This window comes from Billgrantia sulfidoxydans (genome assembly GCF_017868775.1).
Lineage (GTDB): Bacteria > Pseudomonadota > Gammaproteobacteria > Pseudomonadales > Halomonadaceae > Halomonas > Halomonas sulfidoxydans.
The window spans coordinates 2,529,156-2,555,151 of record NZ_CP053381.1 but is presented as its reverse complement, the minus strand read 5'-3'; the positions used below and the strand labels follow the sequence as shown (position 1 = coordinate 2,555,151).

The 25,996-nt window shown below is 63.7% G+C and carries 11 protein-coding genes; 8 read left to right on the top strand and 3 right to left on the bottom strand.

Annotated features, from left to right (window positions below; translation table 11 throughout):
- Positions 1–81 precede the first annotated feature (81 nt).
- Positions 82–2,457 (top strand): DNA polymerase II, encoded by a 2,376-nt coding sequence (locus HNO51_RS11790; RefSeq protein WP_209537512.1) that lies wholly within the window; start codon positions 82–84, stop codon positions 2,455–2,457.
- 42 nt (positions 2,458–2,499) lie between these two features.
- Here HNO51_RS11790 and HNO51_RS11785 read toward each other — a convergent pair whose 3' ends face one another.
- The 3 genes from HNO51_RS11785 to HNO51_RS11775 form a co-directional block, all read right to left on the bottom strand.
- Positions 2,500–5,718, bottom strand: a complete 3,219-nt coding sequence (locus HNO51_RS11785) for a biosynthetic peptidoglycan transglycosylase (protein WP_242597107.1) — start codon at positions 5,716–5,718, stop codon at positions 2,500–2,502.
- Between the two features lie 137 nt (positions 5,719–5,855).
- Positions 5,856–7,331 carry a tRNA uracil 4-sulfurtransferase ThiI gene (gene thiI, locus HNO51_RS11780; protein WP_209537511.1) on the bottom strand — a complete coding sequence of 492 codons (1,476 nt, stop codon included), beginning with the start codon at positions 7,329–7,331 and terminating at the stop codon, positions 5,856–5,858.
- A 127-nt stretch (positions 7,332–7,458) separates the two neighbouring features.
- Positions 7,459–7,743 carry a hypothetical protein gene (locus HNO51_RS11775; RefSeq protein ID WP_209537510.1) on the bottom strand — a complete coding sequence of 95 codons (285 nt, stop codon included), beginning with the start codon at positions 7,741–7,743 and terminating at the stop codon, positions 7,459–7,461.
- A 626-nt stretch (positions 7,744–8,369) separates the two neighbouring features.
- Here HNO51_RS11775 and HNO51_RS21160 point away from each other — a divergent pair.
- The 7 genes from HNO51_RS21160 (at position 8,370) to HNO51_RS11740 (ending at position 25,962) form a co-directional block, all read left to right on the top strand.
- Positions 8,370–10,448 (top strand): TolC family outer membrane protein, encoded by a 2,079-nt coding sequence (locus tag HNO51_RS21160; RefSeq protein WP_276571200.1) that lies wholly within the window; start codon positions 8,370–8,372, stop codon positions 10,446–10,448.
- 115 nt (positions 10,449–10,563) lie between these two features.
- On the top strand, positions 10,564–12,735 hold the full coding sequence (locus HNO51_RS11765) for a type I secretion system permease/ATPase (protein WP_209537509.1): 2,172 nt from the start codon (positions 10,564–10,566) through the stop codon (positions 12,733–12,735).
- A complete protein-coding gene (locus tag HNO51_RS11760) occupies positions 12,735–14,177 on the top strand; it encodes an HlyD family type I secretion periplasmic adaptor subunit (RefSeq protein WP_197447532.1) in 1,443 nt (480 codons plus the stop codon). The genes HNO51_RS11765 and HNO51_RS11760 overlap by 1 nt, the downstream gene beginning before the upstream one ends.
- Positions 14,174–14,788 (top strand): response regulator transcription factor, encoded by a 615-nt coding sequence (locus HNO51_RS11755; RefSeq protein ID WP_197447531.1) that lies wholly within the window; start codon positions 14,174–14,176, stop codon positions 14,786–14,788. The genes HNO51_RS11760 and HNO51_RS11755 overlap by 4 nt, the downstream gene beginning before the upstream one ends.
- A 174-nt stretch (positions 14,789–14,962) precedes the next feature.
- Positions 14,963–21,661: a retention module-containing protein gene (locus tag HNO51_RS11750; RefSeq protein WP_209537508.1), complete on the top strand. Its 6,699-nt coding sequence runs from the start codon at positions 14,963–14,965 to the stop codon at positions 21,659–21,661.
- A 228-nt stretch (positions 21,662–21,889) separates the two neighbouring features.
- The gene (locus HNO51_RS21155) at positions 21,890–25,543 is read left to right on the top strand and encodes a retention module-containing protein (RefSeq protein WP_209537507.1); all 3,654 of its coding nucleotides are present in this window, start codon (positions 21,890–21,892) and stop codon (positions 25,541–25,543) included.
- Between the two features lie 89 nt (positions 25,544–25,632).
- Complete coding sequence (locus tag HNO51_RS11740) at positions 25,633–25,962, top strand: tryptophan synthase subunit beta like protein (protein WP_209537506.1); 330 nt, start codon at positions 25,633–25,635, stop codon at positions 25,960–25,962.
- Positions 25,963–25,996: the final 34 nt, after the last annotated feature.

Here is a 25,996-nt window from a genome sequence, read left to right as displayed (position 1 = left end):
CCCAGGCGGAGCCTGATCCGCGACAGAAAGGAGCCTGCAGAGGTACCATGACGGCACGAGCGGACAGGGCGAGAGGCGACGGTGGAACAGCAGGGGTTCGTGCTGACTCGGCATTGGCGGGAGTCGGCTGCCGGCACTGAGGTCTCGTTCTGGCTGGCCACCGACGCCGGGCCACGCCATGTGCGCCTGCCGCTGCAGCCCTCGGTGGCCTTCGTGCCCGCCGAGCAGCGCGACCGGGCCGAGGCGTTGCTGCGCGGCGAGCGCGACGTCGAGCTGCGCCCGCTGGCGCTGTGCGACTTCCAGCACCGGCCCGTGTTCGGCCTTTACTGTCGCCAGCATCGCCAGTTGATGCACCTCGCCAGGCGCCTGGACGAGGCCGGCATCGAGGTCTACGAAGCCGACGTGCGACCGCCGGAACGCTACCTGATGGAGCGCTTCATCACCGCGCCGGTGTGGTTCTCGGGAAGGGCGGATGCCGACGGCACACTTGGCGAAGCCCAGCTCAGGCCAGCAGCGCGATACCGCCCCCGGCTGGCACTGGCCTCGCTGGATATCGAGACGAACGCCAGCGGCGAGCTCTACTCCATTGCCCTCGAGGGCTGCGGCGAGCGCCAGGTCTACATGCTGGGGCCCGCCAACGGGCAGGGCGGTGAGGCCGAACGGCAGCGCGACTTCACCCTCACTTATTGCAAAAGTCGCGAGGCGCTGCTGGAGAGTCTCAACGGCTGGATGGCCCGGCATGATCCGGATGCGATCATCGGCTGGAACCTGGTGCAGTTCGACCTGCGCATCCTGCAGCGGCACGCCGAGCGACTCGGGGTGCCGCTGCGGCTCGGGCGCGGTGGCGAACCCCTCGGCTGGCGTGCCCACGGCAGCAACCCCAATCACTTCTTTGCCGCCGCCACCGGGCGCCTGATCGTCGACGGCATCGAGGCGCTGCGCCAGGCCACCTGGCGCTTTGCCTCGTTCAGCCTCGAGAACGTCGCCCAGGAGCTGCTCGGCGAGGGCAAGGCGATCGACAACCCCTACCAGCGCATGGAAGCGATCGACCGCATGTTCGCCGAGGACAAGCCGGCGCTGGCGCGCTACAACCTCAAGGATTGCGAACTGGTGACGCGCATCTTCGCGCGGACCGAGCTCATCGACTTCCTGCTCGAACGGGCCAGCATCACCGGGCTGCCGGCCGATCGCAGCGGTGGCTCGGTGGCGGCCTTCTCGCATCTCTACCTGCCGCGCATGCATCGCCTGGGCTACGTGGCGCCCAGTCTGTCCCACGGCCGCGAGGCCGGCCAGGACAGCCCCGGCGGCTTCGTCATGGACTCGCGGCCGGGGCTCTACGATTCGGTGCTGGTGCTGGACTACAAGAGCCTCTACCCCTCGATCATCCGTACCTTCCTGATCGACCCGGTCGGCCTGGTGGCGGGGCTGGAGGCGCCCGAGCCCGAGACGGTACCCGGCTTCCGCGGGGCCCGCTTCTCGCGCACCCGGCATGCGCTGCCCGAGATGGTGGCGCGGGTATGGCAGGGGCGCGAGGCGGCCAAGCGCGAGGGCAATGCGCCTCTCTCCCAGGCCCTCAAGATCATCATGAACGCCTTCTACGGCGTGCTCGGCTCGCGAGGCTGCCGTTTCTTCGACCCGCGGCTGGCCTCATCGATCACCCTGCGCGGCCACGAGATCATGCGCCGTACCCGGGAGCTGATCGAAGCCGAGGGCTACCGGGTGATCTACGGCGATACTGACTCCACCTTCGTCTGGCTGGGGAGTGCCCATGAGGAGGCAGAGGCCCGGGCCATCGGTCAACGCCTGGCTGAGCGGGTCAACTGCTGGTGGACGCAGCATCTCGAAACGGAATACGGCCTTGTCAGCGCGTTGGAACTGCAGTTCGAGACCCACTTTCGACGCTTCCTGATGCCCACCATCCGCGGCGCGGAGGAGGGCAGCAAGAAGCGCTATGCGGGGCTGGTGCGTGATGCAAAGGGCGCCGAACACGTCGTGTTCAAGGGACTGGAGACGGTGCGCGCCGACTGGACACCGCTGGCCAAGGCTTTCCAGCAGGAGCTATACCGGCGCATCTTCGTCGGCGAACCCTATCGTGACTATCTGCGCGACTACGTGAGCCGCACACTGGCCGGTGAGTTCGACGAGCGGCTGGTCTATCGCAGGCGCCTGCGTCGGCGGCTCGACGAATACCGTCGCAACGTGCCGCCCCACGTGCGCGCCGCGCGCATGGCCGACGAGCTCAACGACCGCCTGGGGCGCCCTCGGCAGTACCAGCACGGTGGCTGGATTCGCTACGTCATCACCGTGGCGGGGCCGGAGCCGCTCGAGGCGCGGCGCTCCACCATCGACTACCAGCACTATCTCACCCGCCAGCTACAGCCGGTGGCCGACGCCATCCTGCCTTTCCTCGGCGATGACTTTGCCAGTCTGACCGATCGCCAGTTGGGACTGTTCTGAGCCGAATGGGAGTGCATGGCAACGCCGAGGACATCACCCGGGCTATCGCAGGGCGAGGTCCGGCGACGAGGAGGAGTCGCCGCCGGCATCGTCGGGCGTCGGATCCGCTTCGCCGTCATCGGCAAAATGGTACTCGTCGCGTGGTATGGGAGGACAGCTGCCCGTGCCGGGCTCAAGGTGGGGGCGCAGTATCGGCTCCATCCCCTTGAGTACCTGAACCGGCAGCGCGGAGGTGAAGCGGAAGTCGTCCGAGGCGCTGCCCGCTACGTAGGCGGTGAGGGTGCCGAAGTGGTTCTCGCCGAGGTAGAAGACGAAGGTGGCGGTACGGTTGCGCGCCCGTGAACTGGTAACCTGGCCGCCGCGGCCCACCGTTTCGATACGATTGTTGCCGGTGCCGGTCTTGCCGCCCAGCACCAGCGGCGTGCCATCTTCCAGCGTGAAGCTGCCGTGCAGGCGCCTGGCGGTGCCGCCCTCGACGACCTGCGATAGCGTCTCGCGCAGCACGGCTGCCACCTCGGGGGCCATGACCCGCTGGGCACGGTCGGGAGCGGGCAGGAAGCGGGTCTCGTAAGGGGTATCGGCGGCGAAGTGCAGCTCATCGATGCGCAGCGTGGGTTGCCTGACGCCATCGTTGAGGATGATGCCCATCAGCTCGGCCAGTGCGGCTGGGCGGTCGCCCGACGATCCCACGGCGGTGGCCAGCGAAGGTACCAGATGATCGAACGGATAGCCCAGGCGTTGCCAGCGCTCATGGATGTCGAGGAAGGCTTCGACTTCGAGCATGGTGCGAATGCGCACGTCGCGAGCACTGCGGTGTCGCGTACGGAACAGCCAGCCATAGACTTCCTGACGCTCGTCGGCGCTGGCCGCGGCTGCCTCGGCGAAGCTCGCGTCGGGATAATCGAGCAGGTAGCCCAGCAGCCACAGCTCCAGGGGATGCACCCGAGCCACATAACCCTGATCGGTAAGTGAATAGTTGCCGGGCGAGTAGCGCTCATAGAGCGTATCGATCTCACGCTCGCTCGGGCGGGCGGCATCGGCCAGCCAGACCCCAAGGAAGGCGGCGAACTCCTCGCGACCGGCCTCCGGGAACAGGTAGCGGTGCACCGCGGCGAGGCGTGGCGCCGAGGCATTGAGCCCCTCGAGGAAGGTGACGAGGCGCTCGTCGCTGGTCTGCTGACGGTACTTGCGCCAGAAACGCTGCAGGAAGGTCTGCCCCTCGCGGTCGGCAAACAGGCGCAGATACTCCAGGCGCCGCGGATCGCTATCGTCCTCCAGCAACTGGGTCCGATGCTCGTTGAGGTGTGTGCTGTAGCGTACCAGGTCGCGCATCAGGCGTATGAAGGGCAGGTTGAGCGACTCGCGCATGGCTTCGGTCAGCGTCGGGTTGCGGCCGTTGTCCTCACGGCGGAAATTGCTGAACGTATGCCGTCCCCCGCCGGTGAAGAACGCTTCCGCGGGGCTTGCCGAGTAACGCCGCTCCATGGCCATGGCCAGCAGCTCGTCGAGAGTCAGTCCGGGGGTCTCGATGAGGCGATCCAGTACCCAGCGGCTGAGCACGTCCTGGCGGTCGGTCTCGACCGCGCGCAGCATCTCGGGGCTCTTGCTGCCATGACGCTGGTGCAGCTCGGCAATCACCTCCAGGTAAGTGGCCAGGACCCTCAGCTTGGCGGTGGAGCCGAGCTCGAGCTTGCTGCCCTGGTTGATGTCGAAGGGCTGGTCGGTGTTGTCGGTCTGCACACGCACCAGGAAGCCGTCTTCACTGCGCTCGAACAGGGTGAAGCTGTAGCGTACGTCCTGGGTACGTCCGGGCGAGAGCAGGCGCTCTCCCAGCAGGCCGATCTCGCCGGCGTACTCAGGGTCTGCCAGGCGATGCAGGTAGGCGGTAACGTCGCGCTGGAGGCTGGCGTCGAGCGTCGTGCGGGCGCTGAGGTCGAGGCGGTCGAGGTCGTACAAGGACATGCCCAACATGCTCCCGAGGCGTTGACGCGCCACCTGGATCCCCTTGTCCGGCTCGATGCGCAGGTTGAAGGGCGTCACGCTGTCATCGCGAAAGGTCAGGCGCTGTTCCAGCGCCGCTCGAGCGAGGGCATCCGACATCACCCCCTCCTGTCGCAGCAATCGCAGGTAGCTGTCGGTCAGTTCCTCCAGCGCCTGGCGACCGCCATTCAGATACCAGGAGGGGCGCCGCTGCGCGATCATCAGTGCCACGACCTGGCGCAGCGCCAGCCCTTGCTGCGCATGGCCGCCTCCGTCATCCGTAGTGAGGAGTCGATTGAACGTATCGAAATCGGTACCGAACCACGCCCACAGGCCATCACCGATGCCATGTACCTCGCCGTAGCCGGGGGCGGCCGAGAGCGGCACGGTATTGAGATAGTCGAGCGCCACATCCTGGCGAGCCGTCAAGGTCTGGGGGCCATGCTGGTAGCTGCGCACGCTGGCTGACACCATCTGGCGCAGCTTTTCCCTCGACGAATAGGTCCGGCCCTGGGGAGAGTGGCGATACTTCTCGAGCTGAGTGGCCAGGGTGCTGCCTCCTGCCGCCTGACCGGGCAGGTCCAGGGCCCGGCCGACCTGGGACAGGGCCGCCTTGGTGAAGCGCGGCCAATCGACGGCGGGGTTGGCGTAAGGCGTGCTCTCGTCCAGCAGCTCCCGGTTCTCGATGAACAGCAACGTCTGTAGCACGACCGCGGGAATGGTGTCGAAACTGGCGTACTGACGCTGCGGGTGGCGGAAGTGATAGAGGGTGTCGCCCCGGCACTCCTCGATGGTCAGGCCCGCTTGGGTCTTTTCCGTGTAGGGCGGGAAAAAGCCGCGGCGGGTATAGTCGAGCAGCGCATGCGAGAAGTGTGCCTGCTCGGTGATCTCATAACCGCGCGATAGCAGGCGCGCTTCCAGCGCCGGTAGCTGGGTATAGCCCAGGCGCTGGTCAAAGGGGCCATGCTCGGGAAACTGGATTCGGCTGCTGCTACCTTGTTCGAGCGTATAGCGCAGGGTCGCGGCATAGCGCGAGAACTCCTGGGCCTGGAAATGCGACGTCTTGGCCTCGGCGACCAGCAGCGTGGCGAGCGACACGCCGAACAGCAGCAGCAAGATCCCCAGCACCAGGTAGAGATACCGATGGGACGGCGCTTCCTGCGGGGCCGGAGCGAGCTTCGGTTCCTGAATGAAGGGCGAGCGCTTCTCGAGCGACTCGCCGTTGTCTAGCCACGCCACGGTAGACGAATCCCGGCGTGACGAAGACCTGCGTGCACCCATGCGCCACTCCCACCGACCGCGACCTGTTAATTTCGTTTTAGCGCAGTCCAGCGGGGCAATAAAGTGGTTGCTAAAAAAGAATTTGTAACAGGCCGGCCAGCGCTGAAATTCGCCGGCTCAAGCCTTTCATGTAGGGCTCATCGAGCGCGATAGACCCCGAAGTGCCACAGCCCACGATCATGCAGGTGCATGGCCTGCATGCGGCTCATCACGCCCTGGTCGCAGTAGAGCAGGTAGCGGCGGTCGTCGGGCAGGGCCGCGGCGCGTGACTGAAGCTCGAAGAAGGGAATCTCCAGGCACTCGACCTGATCGAGCTTGAGCGGTGCCGCTTCACGCTCCGCCGGTGCGCGAATGTCGATCACACTGACATCGGATGCGCCAGCCATGTCCTGCAGGTCGGTTACCACCTCCAACCGGGGCTCACTGTCGGGCAGCGGCTCCAGGAGTTGGTCGGAGCGAGTCAATACGGCCAGCTCCACCGCGGCCTCCAGCACGCTGAAATCGAAATCTGCTTCGGCGGCGACGACCTTGTCGTGACGGGCCTGGGTATTGGGTCGCTGGGAGACGGCGCCGCACACCTCCGGCATGCCTTCGGCAAAGGGGGCGGTGCCGATCTGGCGGGCGGTATCGATGATCGACTGCTTGTCCTCGGCAATCAGCGGCCGCAGGATCGGGATCTCGCAGGCGTCATCGATGAGCACCAGGTTGGTCAGGCTCTGGCTCGAGACCTGGGCAATGGCATCTCCGGTCACCAGCATGGGGATGCGCGCGCGCGTAGCGATGCGGCTCGCTGCCCGCACCATCATGCGCTTGAGCACCACGCCGATGAGTCCGTCGGGTATGCTGCGCTGGAGCTCCGCCACCACGCCCTCGAACGGCACCGAGAAGAACTTCACCCGGTGCGAACGGCCATAGGTCTCCCACAAGTGCGCGGAGACCTCGCGCACGGCGGCTTCGTGGCCGGCGCCACCGAGCTCGAAGAACAGGAAATGGGTCTTGATGCCGCGCCGCATCATCTTCCACGCGGCGACCGGTGAGTCGTAGCCACCCGAGATCAGCGCCAGGGCCTGCCCCTGCAGGCCCAGGGGATACCCCCCCAGCCCCGGCCAGCGCTGGCGCACCAGGCGCAGGCGGCTCTCGACCACGTCCACCCGCACGTCCACGTCCGGCGACTTGAGCTGAACCCTGGAGCCTGGCGCGGCATCGAGCAGCTCCCTTCCGAGGTGGCGCTCGAGATCCTCCGAAGTGAAAGCGTGCTGGCCCCGGCGTTTCACCGTGATGCGAAAGGTTCGGCCCGTGATGGCATCCCGCCAGACCGGCAGTAGCCGCTCGGTCGTGTCGGCGAAGGAGACGAACGGCACCTCCTCGACGCATTGCACCTCGTGAATGCCGGGGATACGACACAACAGGCCTTCCAGCTGACGCAGCCAATCCGGAGAGGCATCGTCAGGCACCAGAACCTTCAAGGCATCCCAGCCGCCCTGAACGCGAAGCGAATCGCCCAGTGGGCGCAGCACGTTGCGGATGTTGCCGACCAGGCAGCGCGTCATCTGGCGACGCACGGAGCGTGACTTGATGGTGATCTCGGGAAACAGCTTCAGCAGGTAATACATTGGCAAGTACTTGTAAAGGTTTTGGAAAACAATTGCTTGCCATTATATCAGAGCGTAGGTCAGGCGTGCGCCCGGTTCGTGGAGGCGCCGAACGGGCACGAGGCGCCCATTCGGCATGCCAACCCGCTCAGTAGAGGGCTTTCTCCTCGCTGATCACCTCCTTGAGCAGTTCGAGGAACAGCTTGTCGGCTTCCGAGTGCTCCTGCGGGTCCTCGGGAATGTGCACGCTGGTGGTGTCGGAAATCTCGTTGGCGATGCGAGCCTGGGCACCTTCCGCATTGCCCTCGCCATAGTGGCGGCGGGCGATCTCCAGGGAACGCTCCAGGATTTGCGGCTCCTGGAGCAGCTTCTTGATGAAACCGCGCAGTTCATTGATGACCCGCGCTTTCTGGATCTCGGATGAGGCAGACATGAGGTCTCTCCTTGTGCTGATGGCCCATTCGGTCAATGCGCTGACGATAGCATGTTTGAGGGGCACCGGGAGAGCGCCGCTGAAGGGTACGGGCCTGATCGGATCGGGGTTGGAGGCCTAATGCTTGATATAGATCAGACCCATGCTAAAAGTCGAAGCCTCGTGGTTAGAAACTATTGGACTTTTTTAGTGCCTCGGTTACGCTAACTTACAAAAGTGCAGCAACTATGCCTGATGGCCTTATAAGTAAATGACTTTAGTAGTGAAGTGTAGTTAGAAGCCCCTCCGTGGGAGTTACGCTTCATTTACATTAAGCCAGGTCGATCGGGTGCAGTCGGTTTTCCAAGGGAATCGGGAATGGATGCACCATCCGGTCACGCCGGATGAGCCCCGCCATAACAAGAACATATCTTCACAACTCGACGGATTGCCTGTGCAGACGGGGCATCCGAATCATGAAAAGGGAACACCCATGAAATACGCGATTGACCTCTCCCGTGCGCATCGACTGGCCAAGGCTGCGATGATGGGCACGTCGCTTGCGCTTCTGCCGGTGACCGCTGCGGTAGCCCAGGCGTTGCCCCCCAGGCCTGGCGGCGCCGGGTGCCGCCGATATTCAGCAGGTGGTGCGCCAGGCGCTCACCAGCAATCCCGAAGTCAAGGCCGCCATGAACGCCTTGAGTGCTGCCGGACATGACGTCGGCGTGGCGCGGGGCAACTACCTCCCGAGCATCGACCTGGCGGCTGGCATCGGGATAGAGGAACGGGAAGGCGACGGGCGCGGGAGCTACGACACCGACTTCGCCGAGCTGCGCCTGACGCAGATGCTCTACGACGGTTTCGCTACTCGCAGCGAGGTCGAGCGTCTCGACCGTGCCGAGCTGGTGCGCTACTACGAACTGCTGGGGGCCAGCGAGAATGTGGCGCTCGAAGCCACGCAGGCCTATCTCGACGTCAGCCGCTATCGTGAGCTCGTCCGGCTGGCCCAGAGCAACTACGCCGACCACCTGCGTGTCTACAACCAGATCGAAGAGCGCGTACGCTCCGGCGCCGGGCGCGGGGTCGACCTCGAGCAGATCAGCGGCCGCCTGGCGCTGGCCGAGTCGAACCTGATGACCGAGGCGTCCAACCTGCATGACGTCACGGCCCGTTATCAGCGCATCGTCGGGGGGCTGCCGGCCGAAAACCTCACCCCGCCGCCGCCGCTCGACGAGCGCTTGCCGCCCTCGGTGAGAGAAGCCGTCGACCTCGCCTTCCAGGGCAATCCGGACTTCCACGCCGCCATCGAGAACATCGAGGCGGCGAGAGCGGAGCAGGCGGGCAGCAAGGCTGGGTTCCAGCCGCGCCTGGACCTGCGGGGACGCACAGGTACCAACAACAACGAGAACGGTTTCGATGGCTTCGGTCGGCGCGATCGCCACAGCATCGAGCTGGTGGCCAGCATGAACCTGTACCGTGGCGGGAGTGATCTGGCCTCGTACCGGGCGGCCAGCGACCGCGTCGAACAGGCGATCGATCAGCGCGACCTGGCATGCACCAACGTGAGGCAGACCACTCAGATCGCCTACAACGACACCCAGCGCCTGCGTGAACAGATTCGTTATCTCAACGAGCACCGTCAGTCGATTGACCGTGTCCGTGGTGCCTATCAGCAGCAGTTCGACATCGGCCAGCGCACCCTGCTCGACGTGCTCGACAGCGAGAACGAATACTTCGAGGCAAGCCGGGCCTATACCAACGCTCAGTACGACATTGCCCTTGCCGATGCGCGTACGCTGGCCGCCATGGGGCAACTGATGCAGGCTCTGGGCGTGATGCGCGACGACATGCCGACCCTGGCCGAGCTGGGCAGCGACGGTGTGGCACTCGACCCCAGCATCCTCTGTCCGGTCGAAGGTCCCGGCGGCTACACCCTGGCCGACTTTACCCGTGGCATCAGCGCGCCGGCACCGACGCGCGCTCCCGACATCACGCTTTCCGCCGATGCGCTGTTTGCCGTCAACAGCGCCGAGCTGGGTCCCGATGCGCGTCAGGAACTCACCGAGCTGGCGGGCCAGATCCGCAATCGTACCGATCTGGCGCGGATCTTCGTTGCCGGCCATGCCGACAGCACCGGCAGCGATGCCATCAACGATCCGCTTTCACAGCGGCGGGCCGACAGCGTGGCGGATTACCTGGTCAGCCAAGGCGTCGATCGTGGCCTGGTCCAGACCCGCGGCTATGGCTCGCGACAGCCGGTCGCCTCCAACGACACGGCAGAAGGACGACGTCAGAACCGTCGCGTGGAGGTGACTCTCGAGCGCGTGGGGGAAAATCTCGACCTGTCTTCCACCCAGCAGTGGCCCGGAGAGGTGAGCCAGGCAACTGAAGCCGCAGAGACGTTGGATGTCGCCAGCGTCTGGGGCGAAACCCAGCCCGTGGTCAGCCTCTACGGAGAAGCGAGAATTGCAGAGCAGGTCGAGCGGCAAGAGATGGTCGTGGAACAGGGCGCTTACCTGCAAGTCGTCGCACTGAGCAGCTCCGAGCGTGCACAGGGCATAGGTCATCAGCTCAGCGCCACGCTGGCCCAGCCGATGCGGCTGGTCAGCAGCGCCGACCTGCACCGCGTGCAGCTCGGCCCCATCGGCGACCCTGGCGAGCTGGCGGCCCTGCGTGCCGAACTGAAGCGTCTCGGTTACGCCGACAGTTACGTCGTACAAGGCTGAGCGACCTGGGTAAAGGCTGCTTGTGCCGAGTTCGCTCGGCGCAAGCAGCAAGCAGCAATCGTTTATAGCGCCACCCGTCCGGTATGGTCGGACGGGCCTCATGCCCGAGGTCCCCGTGACACAGCAAGAAGTACTGGATTCCTCCCTGGGTGCAGCCCGCTCGGCCGTTCGCGACGAGCTGCTCGAGTGCCTGCAAACCATCGCCCTGGCCCATGACCATGCGGTGACGCCCGATGCATTGACGGCGGGCCTGCCGCTGGAAGAGGGGCGGCTCACTCCCGGTGTCTTTCCCCGGGCCGCCACCCGGGCCGGCATGACGGCGCGAATCGTCAAGAGCCGGCTGGCGCAGCTCAATCCGGCACTCTTTCCCGCCGTACTGCTACTGGAGCCGGGGCGTGCCTGCGTGCTCATGGCACTGGACTTCAAGGCGCGCCGTGCCAGGGTGATCTTCCCCGAGCTTGGCGATGCCGTGAGCGAGGTCGATCTCGAAGGCCTGAGCGAGAGCTACAGCGGCCAGGCCATCTACGTGCGTCCGCGCTTTCGTTTCGATGCGCGCGGTCCCGAGGTCGGCAAGCAGCGCTCGCGCCACTGGTTCTGGGGCGTCATCCGCGAGAACCGACGGCTTTATCGCGACGTGATCGCCGGCTCCATCGTCATCAACCTGTTTGCCGTGGCCATGCCGCTGTTCGTCCTGAACGTGTATGACCGCGTGGTGCCCAACCATGCCACGGAGACGCTATGGGTGCTGGCCGCCGGCATCTTCATCGTGCTCTGCTTCGACTTGGCACTGCGTCTGATGCGCAGCGCCTTCATCGACCTGGCGGCGAGTCGGGCCGACGTCAAGCTCTCCGCGAAGATCATGTCCCAGGTACTGGGCCTGCGCATGGAAGCCCGGCCCGCCTCGACCGGCTCGTTCGCCTCCACCCTGCAATCCTTCGAGTCGGTGCGCGCCTTCATCGGCTCGGCCACGGTGGTGGCATTGGTCGACCTGCCTTTCGTGCTGTTCTTCGCCGCCATCATTGCCTTGATCGGGGCGCCGCTGGCGCTGCCGGTACTTGCCGGCATCGTTGTCGTGCTGCTCTACGCCATGGCGGCCCAGGGCAAGCTGCACGAGCTTTCCGATACCACCTGGCGAGTCAGTGCCCAACGCAATGCCACGCTGGTGGAGTCGCTGTCGCACCTGGAAACGGTCAAGACCCTGCGCGCCGAGAGCCGGCTCCAGGGAATCTGGGAGAAGTCGACGGCCTTTCTGTCGCGTACCTCGGCCCAACTGCGCCTGGTCAGCACCTCGGTTTCCAACGTGGCGATGTGGGCCCAGCATACCGTGGCGGTCTGCGTGATCCTGATTGGCGTCTACCTGATCATCGACGGCAATCTCAGTCAGGGTGGGCTCATTGCTGCCTATATGCTCTCGTCCCGTGCCATGGCGCCGGTGAGCCAGGCAGCCGCGTTGCTGGCCCAGTACCATCAGTCGTCCACCGCCTTGAAGTCTCTCGACGACGTCATGCAGCGCCCGGTGGAGCGGCCCGAAGGCAAGTCCTTCATCTCGCGCCCGGTCGTTCATGGTGAGATTCGTTTCGACAAGGCGTCGTTACGCTACCCGGACGAGGAGCGCGATGCGCTACGCGACATCTCGCTCAAGATCGAGCCTGGCGAGAAGGTGGCCTTGCTGGGGCGTGTCGGTTGTGGCAAGACCTCGCTCAACAAGCTGTTGCTGGGGTTGTATGCGCCCACGGCGGGTTCGGTAATGCTCGACGGGGTGGACCTGCGACAGTTCGATCCGGTGGAGCTGCGGCGCCACATCGGCTACGTGCCGCAGGACGTCAGCCTGTTCTTCGGTTCGCTGCGTGACAATATCGTGGCCGGTGGCGGCAGCGATGGTGTCGACGACGAGGCGCTGCTGCATGCGATCAAGCTCAGCGGCCTGGAAAGCCTGGTCAATGGCCACCCCCAAGGCGTCGAGCTTCAGGTGGGCGAACGTGGCCAGATGCTCTCCGGGGGCCAGCGCCAGGCAGTGGCCATTGCGCGAGCACTGGTTCATGACCCGAAGATCCTGTTGCTCGACGAACCGACCAGCTCCATGGATCACGCCAGTGAGGAGGCCTTCAAGGCCAATCTAGCAAGTTACGGGCAGGGCAAGACGCTGATCGTGGTGACTCACCGTACCTCATTGCTGTCGCTGGTCGATCGCATCATCGTCATCGACGCCGGCAAGGTCGTTGCCGACGGCCCGCGTGACAAGGTCGTGGAAGCCCTGCGCAAGGGCCAGATCGGGAGGGCCAACTGATGACCGCCACGTCTCCCAAGGCCAAGGGCAAGAGTGCCGAGCAGCAAGGCTTCGAGGCGATCGGGCGTTTCACCGATGTCGGCGGCAAGCCGTTTCGTCCGTTCATGGACCGTCTGTTCTCCAAGCGGGTGACTTCCGCCCACCTCAATCGCGACTGGGCCAGCGATGCCGACTGGGCGCGCATGCAGCAGGACCCGATCCGGGCACGGCTCTTCCTCTACACCATACTGCTTGCCTTCGGCGCGCTGATCGCATGGGCCTATTTTGCTTCGATCGACGAGGTGACACGCGGGACCGGGAGAGTGATTCCCTCCAGCCAGTTGCAGAAGGTGCAGTCCTTCGATGGCGGTGTGGTGCAGCAGATCATGGTGCGTGAAGGGGAGATGGTCGAAGCGGGGCAAGTGCTGATGCGCATCGACCCCACGCGCTTCGTTGCCAACTTCCGTGAGAACCGTGCCCAGGCATTGGCCCTTCGTGCCCGCGCCGAACGGCTGCGCGCTCTGGTGACCGATACGCCCTTCAACCCCGACGACGAATTGCGCAGCGGGGCGCCGGAAATCGTCGCGCAAGAGCGCGAGGTCTACGAGAGCCGGCGTGAGGAGCTTCGCGAGCAGGAGAGCATTTTGCGCGATCGCATTCGTCAGCGTGAAGAGGAGCTCAACGAAGCCAAGGCGCGGCGCGATACCGCCCAGCGTGAGGCGAACATGGCGAGCCAGGAGTTGAACCTGACACGACCACTGTTGGCCTCGGGGGCGGTCTCGGAGGTCGACATCCTGCGCCTCGAACGTGAGGTTTCGCGTGCCACCGGCGAGCGCAACCAGGCCGCGGCTGCTGTCGCGCGCCTCGAGGCCGCCGTAGAAGAGGCGCGTACCCAGCTACGCGAGATTGGCGCCGAACGGCGCAGCGAATGGCGCAACGACCTGGCTCAGACCATTGGGGATCTGGGGGCACTCGATGAGTCCAGTGCCGGCCTGCAGGATCGGGTGCGCCTCGCCGAGGTCCGATCCCCTGTGGATGGCATCGTGCAGCGCCTGGGGATCAATACCCTGGGCGGCGTGGTACAGCCAGGGCAGGAAGTGGTGGACATCATACCCAGCGACGATCAGCTGCTGGTCGAGGCGCGTATCGCACCGCAGGACATTGCTTTCCTGCGACCCGGCCAGCCGGCCACCATCAAGCTGACGGCGTACGACTTCGCCATCTACGGCGGTCTCGAAGCCGAGCTGGACCACATCAGTGCCGACACCATCACTGACGACGACGACAACACCTTCTATCTGGTGCGTGTGAAAACGGTCGAAGGGGAAAACCTGGGCAGTGACATCCAGGTCATTCCCGGCATGACGGCTCAGGTCGACATCATGACCGGCAAGCGCACCGTGATGCAGTATCTGCTCAAACCCGTACTGCGGGCATGGAGCAACTCCATGGGGGAACGATGATGGCAGTTCTGTTCGTGAGTCAGAGGCGCGCAGACATTCCACGGCTGCACAGCGCCTTTCGCGATATACGGCGAATCAACCCGGACCAGGCGCGCGTCATGGTGGACGATGGCGACCGGATCTGGCTGTTGACGGATCATCCGGAATGGCCCGGGCTGGCGGGAGCGCTGGCTGGCCATGGCGCTATTGTTGTCGTCATGTCCCTGACGCCGAGCGAAGTGGAAGCGCTCATGGCGCTACAGGTGGGGGCGCGTGGCTATGTCCACGCGCTATCACCCCCCGAGCTACTGCGGCAGGTGGCTCTGGTCACCGGCCATCAGGGGGTATGGGTGCCGGCCGAATTGCTCAGCAAGGTGGTTGGAGGCGCATTCGCCACCCTAGGTGGGCGTGACGGCCTGCCGCAGGAGAACCTGTCCGTGCTGACGGAGCGCGAGCGAGCCGTGGCACTGGCGGTAGCAGAAGGACGCAGCAACAAGGAGGTGGCCCGCCAGCTCGACATCACCGAGCGCACGGTCAAGGCACATCTCGGCGCGGTATTTCGCAAGCTCGGCGTACGCGACCGCATGCAGCTGGTGCTCAGTCTGTCCAGACAGGACGCGAACGTCGTCTAGGCAGCTTATGTTTTATAAAACAAAGGCTTAACTAGTTATTGTTAAGCCTTTTTTCGTTCGCGTCCATTCGCTTTGCTACTTGTCCATCGGTCCAATATCAATGTTTCGGTATGTTACTTAATGTGTCGTTTGTGAGGTTAATGTAAGAGATACAGACGATACAGGAGCCATGTCATGGCCATTTCCACAGTTATCTCGATTACCGGCCAAGCTTGGGCGCGCGACGCCGAGGGCAACCTGCGCGAATTGCGCGTGGGCGATACCCTTCAGGAAGGTGAGGTGCTGATCACCTCCGACAACGGCAGCGTCCAACTCGACTTCGCTGATGGAATCGGTCCGGTGCTGGTAGAAGGCGGCGAGCAAGTGGTCATGACAGCGGAGCTGGATGCCGCCGAAGCGACCGACGCTTCTGAATTCTCTGCCTTGGACGAGGATCTCGAAGCCCTGCTGACGGCGCTGGACGACGACAGCGTCGACCTGCTGGAGGTGCTCGATGCCACTGCAGCTGGCGCCGGCCCCGGTGGTGGCGCCGATGGCGGTCACAGCTTCGTGCGCCTGGCGCGCATTGCCGAGAACGTCGACCCATTGACGTTCAACTTCGGCATGAATGATCTGCGTGGCTCGCCGGAAGAGGACGGGCTGGCTTTCGCCTTGGCTGAGCCGGACGAGAACGCTCCAGACGACTCCGAGCCGACCATTACAATCATGTCCGACAGCAGCAGCGTCGACGAGGCCGGCCTGCCGACCGGCAGCGTGGGTGACGGCTCGCACACCACCAGCGGCACTTTTGCTATCGACACCGGCAACGACGGGCTGCAGTCGCTGGTGATCAATGGTGAGAATGTCACCGGCGGTGGCACGGTCAACGGTACGCACGGCACCTTGGTCGTCACACTCGCCAACGGCAGCTACAGCTGGACCTACACCCTCGACGGCGCCACCGACGGTGACACGACCAGCGACAGCTTCACCCTGGTCGTCACCGACAGCGACGGCGACGAGGCCAGTGACAGCCTGACCATCGCCATCATCGACGACGTGCCGCAGGCGGTGGACGACGCGGCGACTCAGGAAACCGAAAACGCCCCGGTCACTATCAACGTGTTCGGCAACGACACGGGCGGTGCCGATGGCATCGACCTGACCAACGGCGTGGCCCTGGTGGCCGGCAGCCTCACCGGCAGCGGCACGCTGGTGTACAACGAAGACGGCACCTTCACCTACACCCCGACGGCGGGTGAGGAAGGGGTGGTGAGCTTCGAGTACACCATCACCGACGCCGATGGCGACGAGAGCACCGCCACGGTCACCCTGACCTTGCAGGACGACTCCGAGCCGACCATCAAGGTCAGCGGACCCGATGTCAACGACGGCCAAGCCAGCGTCGACGAGGCCGGCCTGCCGAGTGGCAGTGCCAATGACGGCTCCCACGCTACCAGCGGCACCCTGGCCATCGATACCGGCAACGACGGACTGCAGTCGCTGGTGATCAACGGCGAGAACGTCACCGGTGGCGGCACGGTCAACGGTACGCACGGCACCTTGGTCGTCACGCTCGCCAACGGCAGCTACAGCTGGACCTACACCCTCGACGGCGCCACCGACGGTGACACGACCAGCGACAGCTTCACCCTGGTCGTCACCGACAGCGACGGCGACGAGGCCAACGACAGCCTGACCATCGCCATCATCGACGACGTGCCGCAGGCGGTGGATGACACCGCCGGGACCGCGGAAGATACCCCTATCACTTATAACGTGATGGACAACGATACGGCCGGTGCCGATGGCGCCACGCTGACGGCGGCGAGCCTGCGCAACCCGAGCCAGGGCAGCCTGAGCTTCGATGCCAATGGCGCGGTCACCTTCACCCCGGCGGCGGGCTTCGAAGGCGATGCGGTGATCGACTACACCATCACCGACGCCGACGGCGATACCTCCAGCGCCACGCTGACCGTGACCGTGGCGGACGACTCCGAGCCGACGATCGAGGTTGGTGGCCCCGACGTCAACGACGGCCAAGCCAGCGTCGACGAGGCCGGCCTGCCGAGCGGCAGTGCCAATGACGGCTCGCACGTCACCAGCGGCACCCTGGCCATCGATACCGGCAACGACGGACTGCAGTCGCTGGTGATCAACGGCGAGAACGTCACCGGTGGCGGCACGGTCAACGGTACGCACGGCACCTTGGTCGTCACGCTCGCCAACGGCAGCTACAGCTGGACCTACACCCTCGACGGCGCCACCGACGGTGACACGACCAGCGACAGCTTCACCCTGGTCGTCACCGACAGCGACGGCGACGAGGCCAGCGACAGCCTGACCATCGCCATCATCGACGACGTGCCGCAGGCGGTGGACGACGCGGCGACTCAGGAAACCGAAAACGCCCCGGTCACTATCAACGTGTTCGGCAACGACACGGGCGGTGCCGATGGCATCGACCTGACCAACGGCGTGGCCCTGGTGGCCGGCAGCCTCACCGGCAGCGGCACGCTGGTGTACAACGAAGACGGCACCTTCACTTACACCCCGGCGGCGGGTGAGGAAGGGGGGGTGAGCTTCGAGTACACCATCACCGACGCCGATGGCGACGAGAGCACCGCCACGGTCACCCTGACCTTGCAGGACGACTCCGAGCCGACCATCAAGGTCAGCGGACCCGATGTCAACGACGGCCAAGCCAGCGTCGACGAGGCCGGCCTGCCGAGCGGCAGTGCCAATGACGGCTCCCACGCTACCAGCGGCACCCTGGCCATCGATACCGGCAACGACGGGCTGCAGTCGCTGGTGATCAACGGCGAGAACGTCACCGGCGGCGGCACGGTCAACGGTACGCACGGCACCTTGGTCGTCACGCTCGCCAACGGCAGCTACAGCTGGACCTACACCCTCGACGACGCCACCGACGGTGACACGACCAGCGACAGCTTCACCCTGGTCGTCACCGACAGCGACGGCGACGAGGCCAACGACAGCCTGACCATCGCCATCATCGACGACGTGCCGCAGGCGGTGGATGACACCGCCGGGACCGCGGAAGATACCCCTATCACTTATAACGTGATGGACAACGATACGGCCGGTGCCGATGGCGCCACGCTGACGGCGGCGAGCCTGCGCAACCCGAGCCAGGGCAGCCTGAGCTTCGATGCCAATGGCGCGGTCACCTTCACCCCGGCGGCGGGCTTCGAAGGCGATGCGGTGATCGACTACACCATCACCGACGCCGACGGCGATACCTCCAGCGCCACGCTGACCGTGACCGTGGCGGACGACTCCGAGCCGACGATCGAGGTTGGTGGCCCCGACGTCAACGACGGCCAAGCCAGCGTCGACGAGGCCGGCCTGCCGAGTGGCAGTGCCAATGACGGCTCGCACGTCACCAGCGGCACCCTGGCCATCGATACCGGCAACGACGGGCTGCAGTCGCTGGTGATCAACGGCGAGAACGTCACCGGTGGCGGCACGGTCAACGGTACGCACGGCACCTTGGTCGTCACGCTCGCCAACGGCAGCTACAGCTGGACCTACACCCTCGACGGTGCCACCGACGGTGACACGACCAGCGACAGCTTCACCCTGGTCGTCACCGACAGCGACGGCGACGAGGCCAACGACAGCCTGACCATCGCCATCATCGACGACGTGCCGCAGGCGGTGGACGACGCGGCGACTCAGGAAACCGAAAACGCCCCGGTCACTATCAACGTGTTCGGCAACGACACGGGCGGCGCCGATGGCATCGACCTGACCAACGGCGTGGCCCTGGTGGCCGGCAGCCTCACCGGCAGCGGCACGCTGGTGTACAACGAAGACGGCACCTTCACCTACACCCCGGCGGCGGGTGAGGAAGGGGGGGTGAGCTTCGACTACACCATCACCGACGCCGATGGCGACGAGAGCACCGCCACGGTCACCCTGACCTTGCAGGACGACTCCGAGCCGACGATCGAGGTCGGTGGCCCCGACGTCAACGACGGCCAAGCCAGCGTCGACGAGGCCGGCCTGCCGGGCGGCAGTGCCAATGACGGCTCGCACGTCACCAGCGGCACCTTGGCCATCGATACCGGCAACGACGGGCTGCAGTCGCTGGTGATCAACGGCGAGAACGTCACCGGTGGTGGCACGGTGCAGGGCACGCACGGCACCTTGGTCGTCACGCTCGTCAACGGCAGCTACAGTTGGACCTACACCCTCGACGGCGCCACCGACGAGCACAGTACCCAAGGGCCTAACATTGATGGCGTGAAGGATAGCTTCGCACTGGTGGTCACCGACAGCGACGGTGACAGCGCCAATGCCAGCTTGACCATCGATATCGTCGACGACATTCCCAGCGAGTTCACGCCGGATGCCGCGGCGCTTGTCGATGGTGCGGCAGGAAAGCTCAACTTCGCCGATGCGGTTGGGGCCGATGGCTTGGGCAACGTTGTGTTCAAGGCCAGCCTGGAGGGTCAGCCGGCCGTCGACACGGATGGCAATGCACTCTCGTTCGAGGGCCAGCCGCTCTTCTATGCGTTGAGTAGCGATGGGCAGCAACTGACGGCTATGACCGAGAGTGGCGAAGAAGCCTTCGTCGTGACGCTCAAGCCGAATGGCGACGGATTCACTATCCAGGTGAATGACCAGGTTCTGAACGGCACACTGGTCGAAGGCAACATCGCGGCGGGCATCAGCGGCGGCAACTCTGGCTACTATGCGCTGAACTCCGAGGATGGCGATATCGCTAATGACGTGCTGATCTCATCCACCACAAATGACACGATCAATACCAGCTCAGGGCGGTTGGGTGTCAGCGAAGGCCAGAGTATTACGAACGGTGAATTCATCCGCTTCGATTTCCTGCAGGGGCTGAGTTTCACAGGCGTATCTGGTTCTCCCGAATGGGAAGCTCGCCAGCAAGCCACGCAGTTCACTCAGGACGTTTACCTGACCGGCGGGAAAAATAGCACTGCCTCGTTCATCGTCAAGGCAGTGGCCGATGCCGAGGCCAGCAGTGGCCACCCCTCAGACGTCACGGATCAATATCTGACACTGTCGCCAGACGACATCGTCGTTCTCGATGGCAATGGCGTCGACGTTACCTCTGAAGTCACATTGACCCAGGTTGGGGATGGCATCCGCATCGACGGAGTGAAGGATGGCTGGAGCTATCGAGTCGAGACTGAGGAGCCCTTTGAAGCCATCGAGGTCACTGGTGCCAACGGAGACAACTTCAAACTTGGTGACCTTTCGTTCCAGACGGGCGGAACTGCCTCTGACTTCGATATCGAACTGAAGATCGAAGGCCAGGATGCTGATGGGGATACCGTCGACAGCAGCATTACGTTGTCTTCGCCAGCCCCTGATGCGCTCTACGTCGGCAACAACAGCGAGAATAATCACGACAGCACCAGTGGCAGTGATGTATTGATAGGCGATGCGGGAGGCAAGTTCACCATCGTCGAGCCCGGTCAGAACTACAATATCTCGCTGATCGTCGATGCTTCCGGCAGCATGAATGACTACTCGGGTACTGGCTACCTGAGTCGCATGGACTTGACCAAGCAGGCGCTGGTGAACTTGGCCAATCAGCTCAAGGAGCACGACGGCACCGTCAATGTACAGCTGATGGTCTTCTCCTATCACGCTAGCACCTTGGCCAGCATCCAGAATCTTAACGCTGACAACGTAAACGATCTCTTGCTAGCTATTGATGCGGTCTCGGCTGGTGGGGGAACGAACTATGAATCGGCGTTCGAGCAGGCTGTTGCCTGGTTCAATGCCCAGCATGGAAACGATGCATCAGTTAGTGATGGCTTCAAGAACCTGACCTACTTTCTGACCGACGGAGATCCGACAAAGTACTATGACGCTGACGGAAATTTGCGTGGGCCAGGTGATGCAACTGATATAAATACTTTCAATGCTTCGGTGGAGGCTTTCGAAGAACTCTCGGCGGTCTCAGCCGTGCATGCCACTGGTATCGGCAGTGGTGTAAGCGAGCATATCTTGAAGTTTTTTGACAATTCCGAAGTGGCTGGTGAAGGGTACCTGACAGCAAGCAACGGAGCGACGACAGTCACGGCTCCCTTCGGTTATGTGGATATCGTCAATACAGCAGAGGACCTCGACGCCGCACTCAAGGGTGGCTCTAGCAGCGATGAGTTGGCCGAGCTGGGAGACGACGTGCTCACCGGCGGTGACGGTGATGACATCATCTTCGGCGATGCCATCAATTCCGACCACCTCGAGTGGACGAACCTCGACACTGGCGAGATCTTCTCCGATGGCAGCCACGATGGACTGGGCTATGCGGGGCTGGTCGAATACTTGCGCTGGGCGGAGGGCACTCCAGGTGAGGCCCCGAGCGACGCTGAGATAATCGCCTATGTGAAGTCACGCTGGGAGGAGCTGGTAGATACTCAGCGAGCCGATGGCGGCAATGATTTCCTCGACGGAGGCTCGGGGGATGACGTCCTGATCGGCGGTGCGGGGGATGACGTCCTGATCGGCGGTGCGGGCGATGACGCTCTGATCGGCGGTGCTGGTGACGACACCCTTCTCGGCGGCCTTGGCGCAGATACCTTCGCCTGGAAACTCGGTGACCAGGGCGAAGAGGGCAGCGCCGCGGTCGATACTGTCGAGGACTTCTCGTTGGCCCAGGGTGACAGCCTGGATCTGAGCGAATTGCTCAGCGACGGCAATGGGCTCGAGCACCTGCGCTTCGAAGCCGATGGGAGCGGCACCACCAAGCTCTACATCAGCACGGAAGGCAACTTCGGAACCGATGAGGGGAACTTCGACAATGCGCTGGCCGACCAGGTCATCGTGCTGGAGAACTTCAGTGGGGATCTCGAGGCGCTGAAGTCGAGCCTCAATATCGACTGATTTACCGCAAGGACTATAGACGCCCGGCCTAGGCCGGGCATTTTTTATTGATAACCACTCACACTAACTCTTGATCGGCCTCAACTTTTTCTCTCACACTGTACTACGGTCCAATATCGCGCTGTAAGCCTTGGCCCATACTTCATCTTAAGCACGCCCTCCAGGCATGGACCGTTTGGCCGTGGCGAGCCTCGTAAACAGTTTTTTCATTTTGCGGGGTGATCCCTCATGTCTATTGCAACCGTTATCTCTCTCTCCGGTCAGGCCTGGGCACGTGATGCCTCGGGCAATCTGCGCGAGCTACATGTCGGAGACGCGCTGCAGGAAGGCGAAACTGTCATCACATCCAATGGAGGGGGTGTGCAGCTCGACTTTGGCGATAGCTTCGCCCCCACCCTGATTGAAGGTGGCGAGCAGGTAGTCTTGACACAAGAGCTTGGTGCCGACCAGCCTGCCGATGCGAGCGAGTTCGCTGCCCTCGACGAGGACCTCGAAGCGCTGCTCTCGGCGCTGGATGACGACTCGGCGGATCTGCTTGACGTGCTCGATGCCACCGCCGCAGGAGCCGGCCCTGGTGGTGGGGCCGATGGAGGCCATAGTTTCGTACGCTTGGCCCGTATCGTCGAGAATGTCGATCCCCTGGCATACAACTTCGGCTTGAATGCACTGGGCAGGCCGTCGGAAGAGCAGGGAGGCGCTTTCGTGGCGGAGGAAGCCGAGGAAGTGGAGGAACCTCAAGCGCCTGCCGGTACCCCGCCAACGGCGGGGAGTATCGAAGCGACGCTGCATGATGTCGAAACGCTGGGCGGTAGCAGTTCGGTTGCCAGCGGTGTTCTGCCGGCTTCCTTTGGCTCTGGCAGTGATGGCAGCGTGACCTTTGCCGGCATGAACGGTGCGCAACTCCAACTGGGCGGCGAGACACTGCTGTTCAATTGGAATGCCGCTACCAACACACTCCAGGCGATTTCAGAGGCGCGTGGGGTCACGGTGTTTACCGTCGAGCTCGACCCTGCAACGGGCGCGTTCACTATCATCCAAGTGAACAACTTGTTGCACGGTATGGGCATGGACGATGCACTTGCCAGCCTGGTCTACACCGTGTCGAGCAGTAGCGGCAGCGCCACGGGTACGCTCCAGCTTACCTTCGTCGACGACGCTCCGCAGGCGGCTGACGATAGTGCTAGCACCGATGAAGACACCGCCGTCATCGTCAATGTGGTGGGTAACGACAGTGCGGGCGCCGATGGCATGAGGCTGACCTCGGCGAGCCTGCGCAATCCCAGCCAGGGCACGCTGAGCTTCCAGGCCAACGGGGAGGTCACCTTCACTCCGGCGCCGGGCTTCGAGGGCGAGGCGGTGATCGACTACGCGATTACTGATGCCGATGGCGACACGTCCAGCGCCACCCTGACCGTCACGGTCGCGCCCGACTCCATACCGGTGATTGCCGTCAATGCCGACAGTAGCAGCGTCGCCGAAGCCGGCCTGCCGAGCGGCAGCGCGGGCGACGGCTCGCACGCCACCAGCGGCACCCTTGCCATCGACACCGGCAACGACGGGCTACAATCGCTCTTCATCAAAGGCGTCAACGTCACCAATGGCGGCACGGTCGCGGGTACGCACGGCACCCTGGTCGTCACGCTCACCGACGGCAGCTACAGCTGGACCTACACCCTGGACGGCGCCACCGACGGCGACGCGACCAGCGACAGCTTCAGCCTGGTCGTCACCGACAGCGATGGCAGCACCGCCAGTGACAGTCTGGTCATCGACATCGTCGACGACGTGCCCCAGGCTGCCGACGACCACGGCGGTACCGTGGCCGAAGACGCTGCCGGCAACGTACTCAGCGGCAGCGTTCTCGCCAACGACACCCTAGGCGCAGACGGTTTCGGCTCATTGACCTGGGATGTCAGCGCTGAACAACTGGCCGAGCTCGGCCAGTACGGCAGCCTAGTGTTGAACCCCGACGGCAGCTGGAGCTTCACACTCGACAACAACCTGGCCGCCGTGCAGGCGCTGGGCGCCGATGAGCTGCTGAATTTCAGCCTCGGCTACACCATTACCGATGCCGATGGCGACACCTCCAGCGCCACCCTGAGCCTGTCCATCCTGGGCGCGGACGACAGTGCCCAGGTGATCGTCAATGCCAGCGGCGCCGACAGCACCGTTCACGAAGCCGGCCTGACCTCTGAGTCCGATACCCGTGAGAGCGCTAGCGGTAGCTTCCATGTTGCAGCCACCGACGGCATCGCCAGCGTCACGGTGGGCGGTCAGAGCTTTACCCTGGCTCAGTTGCAGGGCTTCAGCGAGGCCACGCCATCGTTAGCGATTTCCACCGTCATGGGCACACTGTACCTGACCGGTTTCAGCGGCACAGCCAGTGCCGGCACCGTCAGCTATGTCTACGCCCTTGGTGAAGCCCAGATGCATGGGGTGCCGACCAGTAGTACCGACGAAACCCTGACGGACAGCGTGTCGCTCAGTGTGACCGGTGTGGGCGGAAGCACGGCATCGGCGACGCTGACGGTCGACATCATTGACGACACACCTAGCCTGACCAGCCTGAACCTGGCCATCGGGAACGTGGCCGGAACGTATGATGGAGTTTATGAGTTCGACGTGGGGCCGGATGCTCAGGGCTTCCTCGACAGCTTCGGTGAAGGTTCGCTGATCTGGACAGGCATGCCGGCAGGCTACGAGCTGATCATTACCGGTTCTTCAGATACTTCGATCACCTATACCGCACAGTCGGGAGCCCTCGCGTTCTTCAATCTCACGCTCCATACGAACGGGACCTACAGCTTCGAACTGGTATCTCCTGCGCCTGTCGTCGAGACGGAAATAGAGAGCATGTTGAGTGCCTTCGATCCAAGCGGCTTCTACCAGGAGGAGGGCAAGCTCGCCTACTTGTTCTCGGCAGATCTCTTCGATGGCAAGTTCGCGCTAGCGGTCGAAGCTTTCAGTAACGGCAGCCGAGAGAATGTCAGCCTGTCCTCAACGGATCTGGGCGTACATTCCAATGTGGTTCAAGGCAACAAGAACGACATGCTGAGGTTCGACGTCCGCCCCATGGAGGATGCAGGAGCGATCGGTATCGCCTCTTTCGTCTTCAGCGTATCCGGCACGGGAGGCACCAAGGCGGATGACCAGGCCAAGTTGACGGTTTACGACGTGGATGGAAGCTCGACGATCTACACCGCGACTCTCGCGACATCCGATGGGGAGTTCCTCTTCGACATCGATCCATCGCACAACATCGATTACCTGGAACTGCGCCCGGCGGGTAACAACAGCTTCAAGATCGATGGCGTCTCAACCAGCTACGTGACCCAGATCTACCCAGACGATTACCAGCTCGACTTCGAGCTGGCCGGCTCGGATGCAGATGGGGATCTGGCATCCGCGGCGTTCACGGTTTTCGTCAAGACCACCGAAGACGGCACTTATGAGATCACCGGCACCGACGGTGACGACGTGGTGCATGGCACCGAGGGGGACGACACCCTGGCGGGCGGGGCCGGTCATGACACCTTGATCGGCGGCGAAGGGGACGATGTCTTCCAATGGCAGCTGGGCGACCAAGGTGAGGAGGGCGTGCCGGCTACCGATACGATCAAGGACTTCGGGCTCGGTGAAGACGTGCTGGACCTGGTGGATCTACTGCAGAGTGGAAGCACCGACAGTATCGACAATTTCATCCTTGCCGCGCAGGAAGGTACCGACACCGTGCTCTACATCAGTCACGAGGGCGGTATCAGCGCCGATGGCAGCAATGCCACTCAAGTGATCGTGCTGGAGAACGTCAACATGGAAGGGGCCAGCTCGGCGGACTTCCTCCAGGAGATGTTGGAAAGCGGCCAACTCCACATCGACCCGTAAGCCGGCGTCGAGCCGACGCCATCGCCCTGCCTGGAGACACCGGGCAGGGCGTTTGTTACTCTACGTAAGGAACGTTCAAGGGCAGAGTCATGTACATCAAGCGCAACGAATCAGGGCAGGTCGTTCAGGTGAGCCGTGAGGCGACGGCAGAGTGCCGTGAATTCGTGCCGCCTTGCTCGCCCGAGCTGCAGAGTTTCGTCGCCGAGGATGGCGATGCCGATAACCTGGCGCTATCGAAGTCCGATCTGGCCTTCGTGCGGGTTCTCGAAGATGTGATCAACGTCTTGATGGACAAAGGGGTGATCAGTTTCACCGATCTGCCAGAGCCGGCTCAGCAGAAGCTGTTGGAGCGCCAATCGCTGCGCCAGCGTCGGAACAGTGTGGGGCTGATGTCGGACATCGACGACGACATCATCTAACCTCCAGAAGGCCACGAGGCCGGCTTTTGCCGAC

Coding starts and splice junctions, on each gene's coding strand:
- HNO51_RS11785 (WP_242597107.1), bottom strand. CDS start 5,718: ATGGGTGCACGCAGGTCTTCGTCACGCCGGGATTCGTCTACCGTGGCG.
- thiI (WP_209537511.1), bottom strand. CDS start 7,331: ATGTATTACCTGCTGAAGCTGTTTCCCGAGATCACCATCAAGTCACGC.
- HNO51_RS11775 (WP_209537510.1), bottom strand. CDS start 7,743: ATGTCTGCCTCATCCGAGATCCAGAAAGCGCGGGTCATCAATGAACTG.
- HNO51_RS11760 (WP_197447532.1), top strand. CDS start 12,735: ATGACCGCCACGTCTCCCAAGGCCAAGGGCAAGAGTGCCGAGCAGCAA.
- HNO51_RS11755 (WP_197447531.1), top strand. CDS start 14,174: ATGATGGCAGTTCTGTTCGTGAGTCAGAGGCGCGCAGACATTCCACGG.
- HNO51_RS11750 (WP_209537508.1), top strand. CDS start 14,963: ATGGCCATTTCCACAGTTATCTCGATTACCGGCCAAGCTTGGGCGCGC.
- HNO51_RS21155 (WP_209537507.1), top strand. CDS start 21,890: ATGTCTATTGCAACCGTTATCTCTCTCTCCGGTCAGGCCTGGGCACGT.
- HNO51_RS11740 (WP_209537506.1), top strand. CDS start 25,633: ATGTACATCAAGCGCAACGAATCAGGGCAGGTCGTTCAGGTGAGCCGT.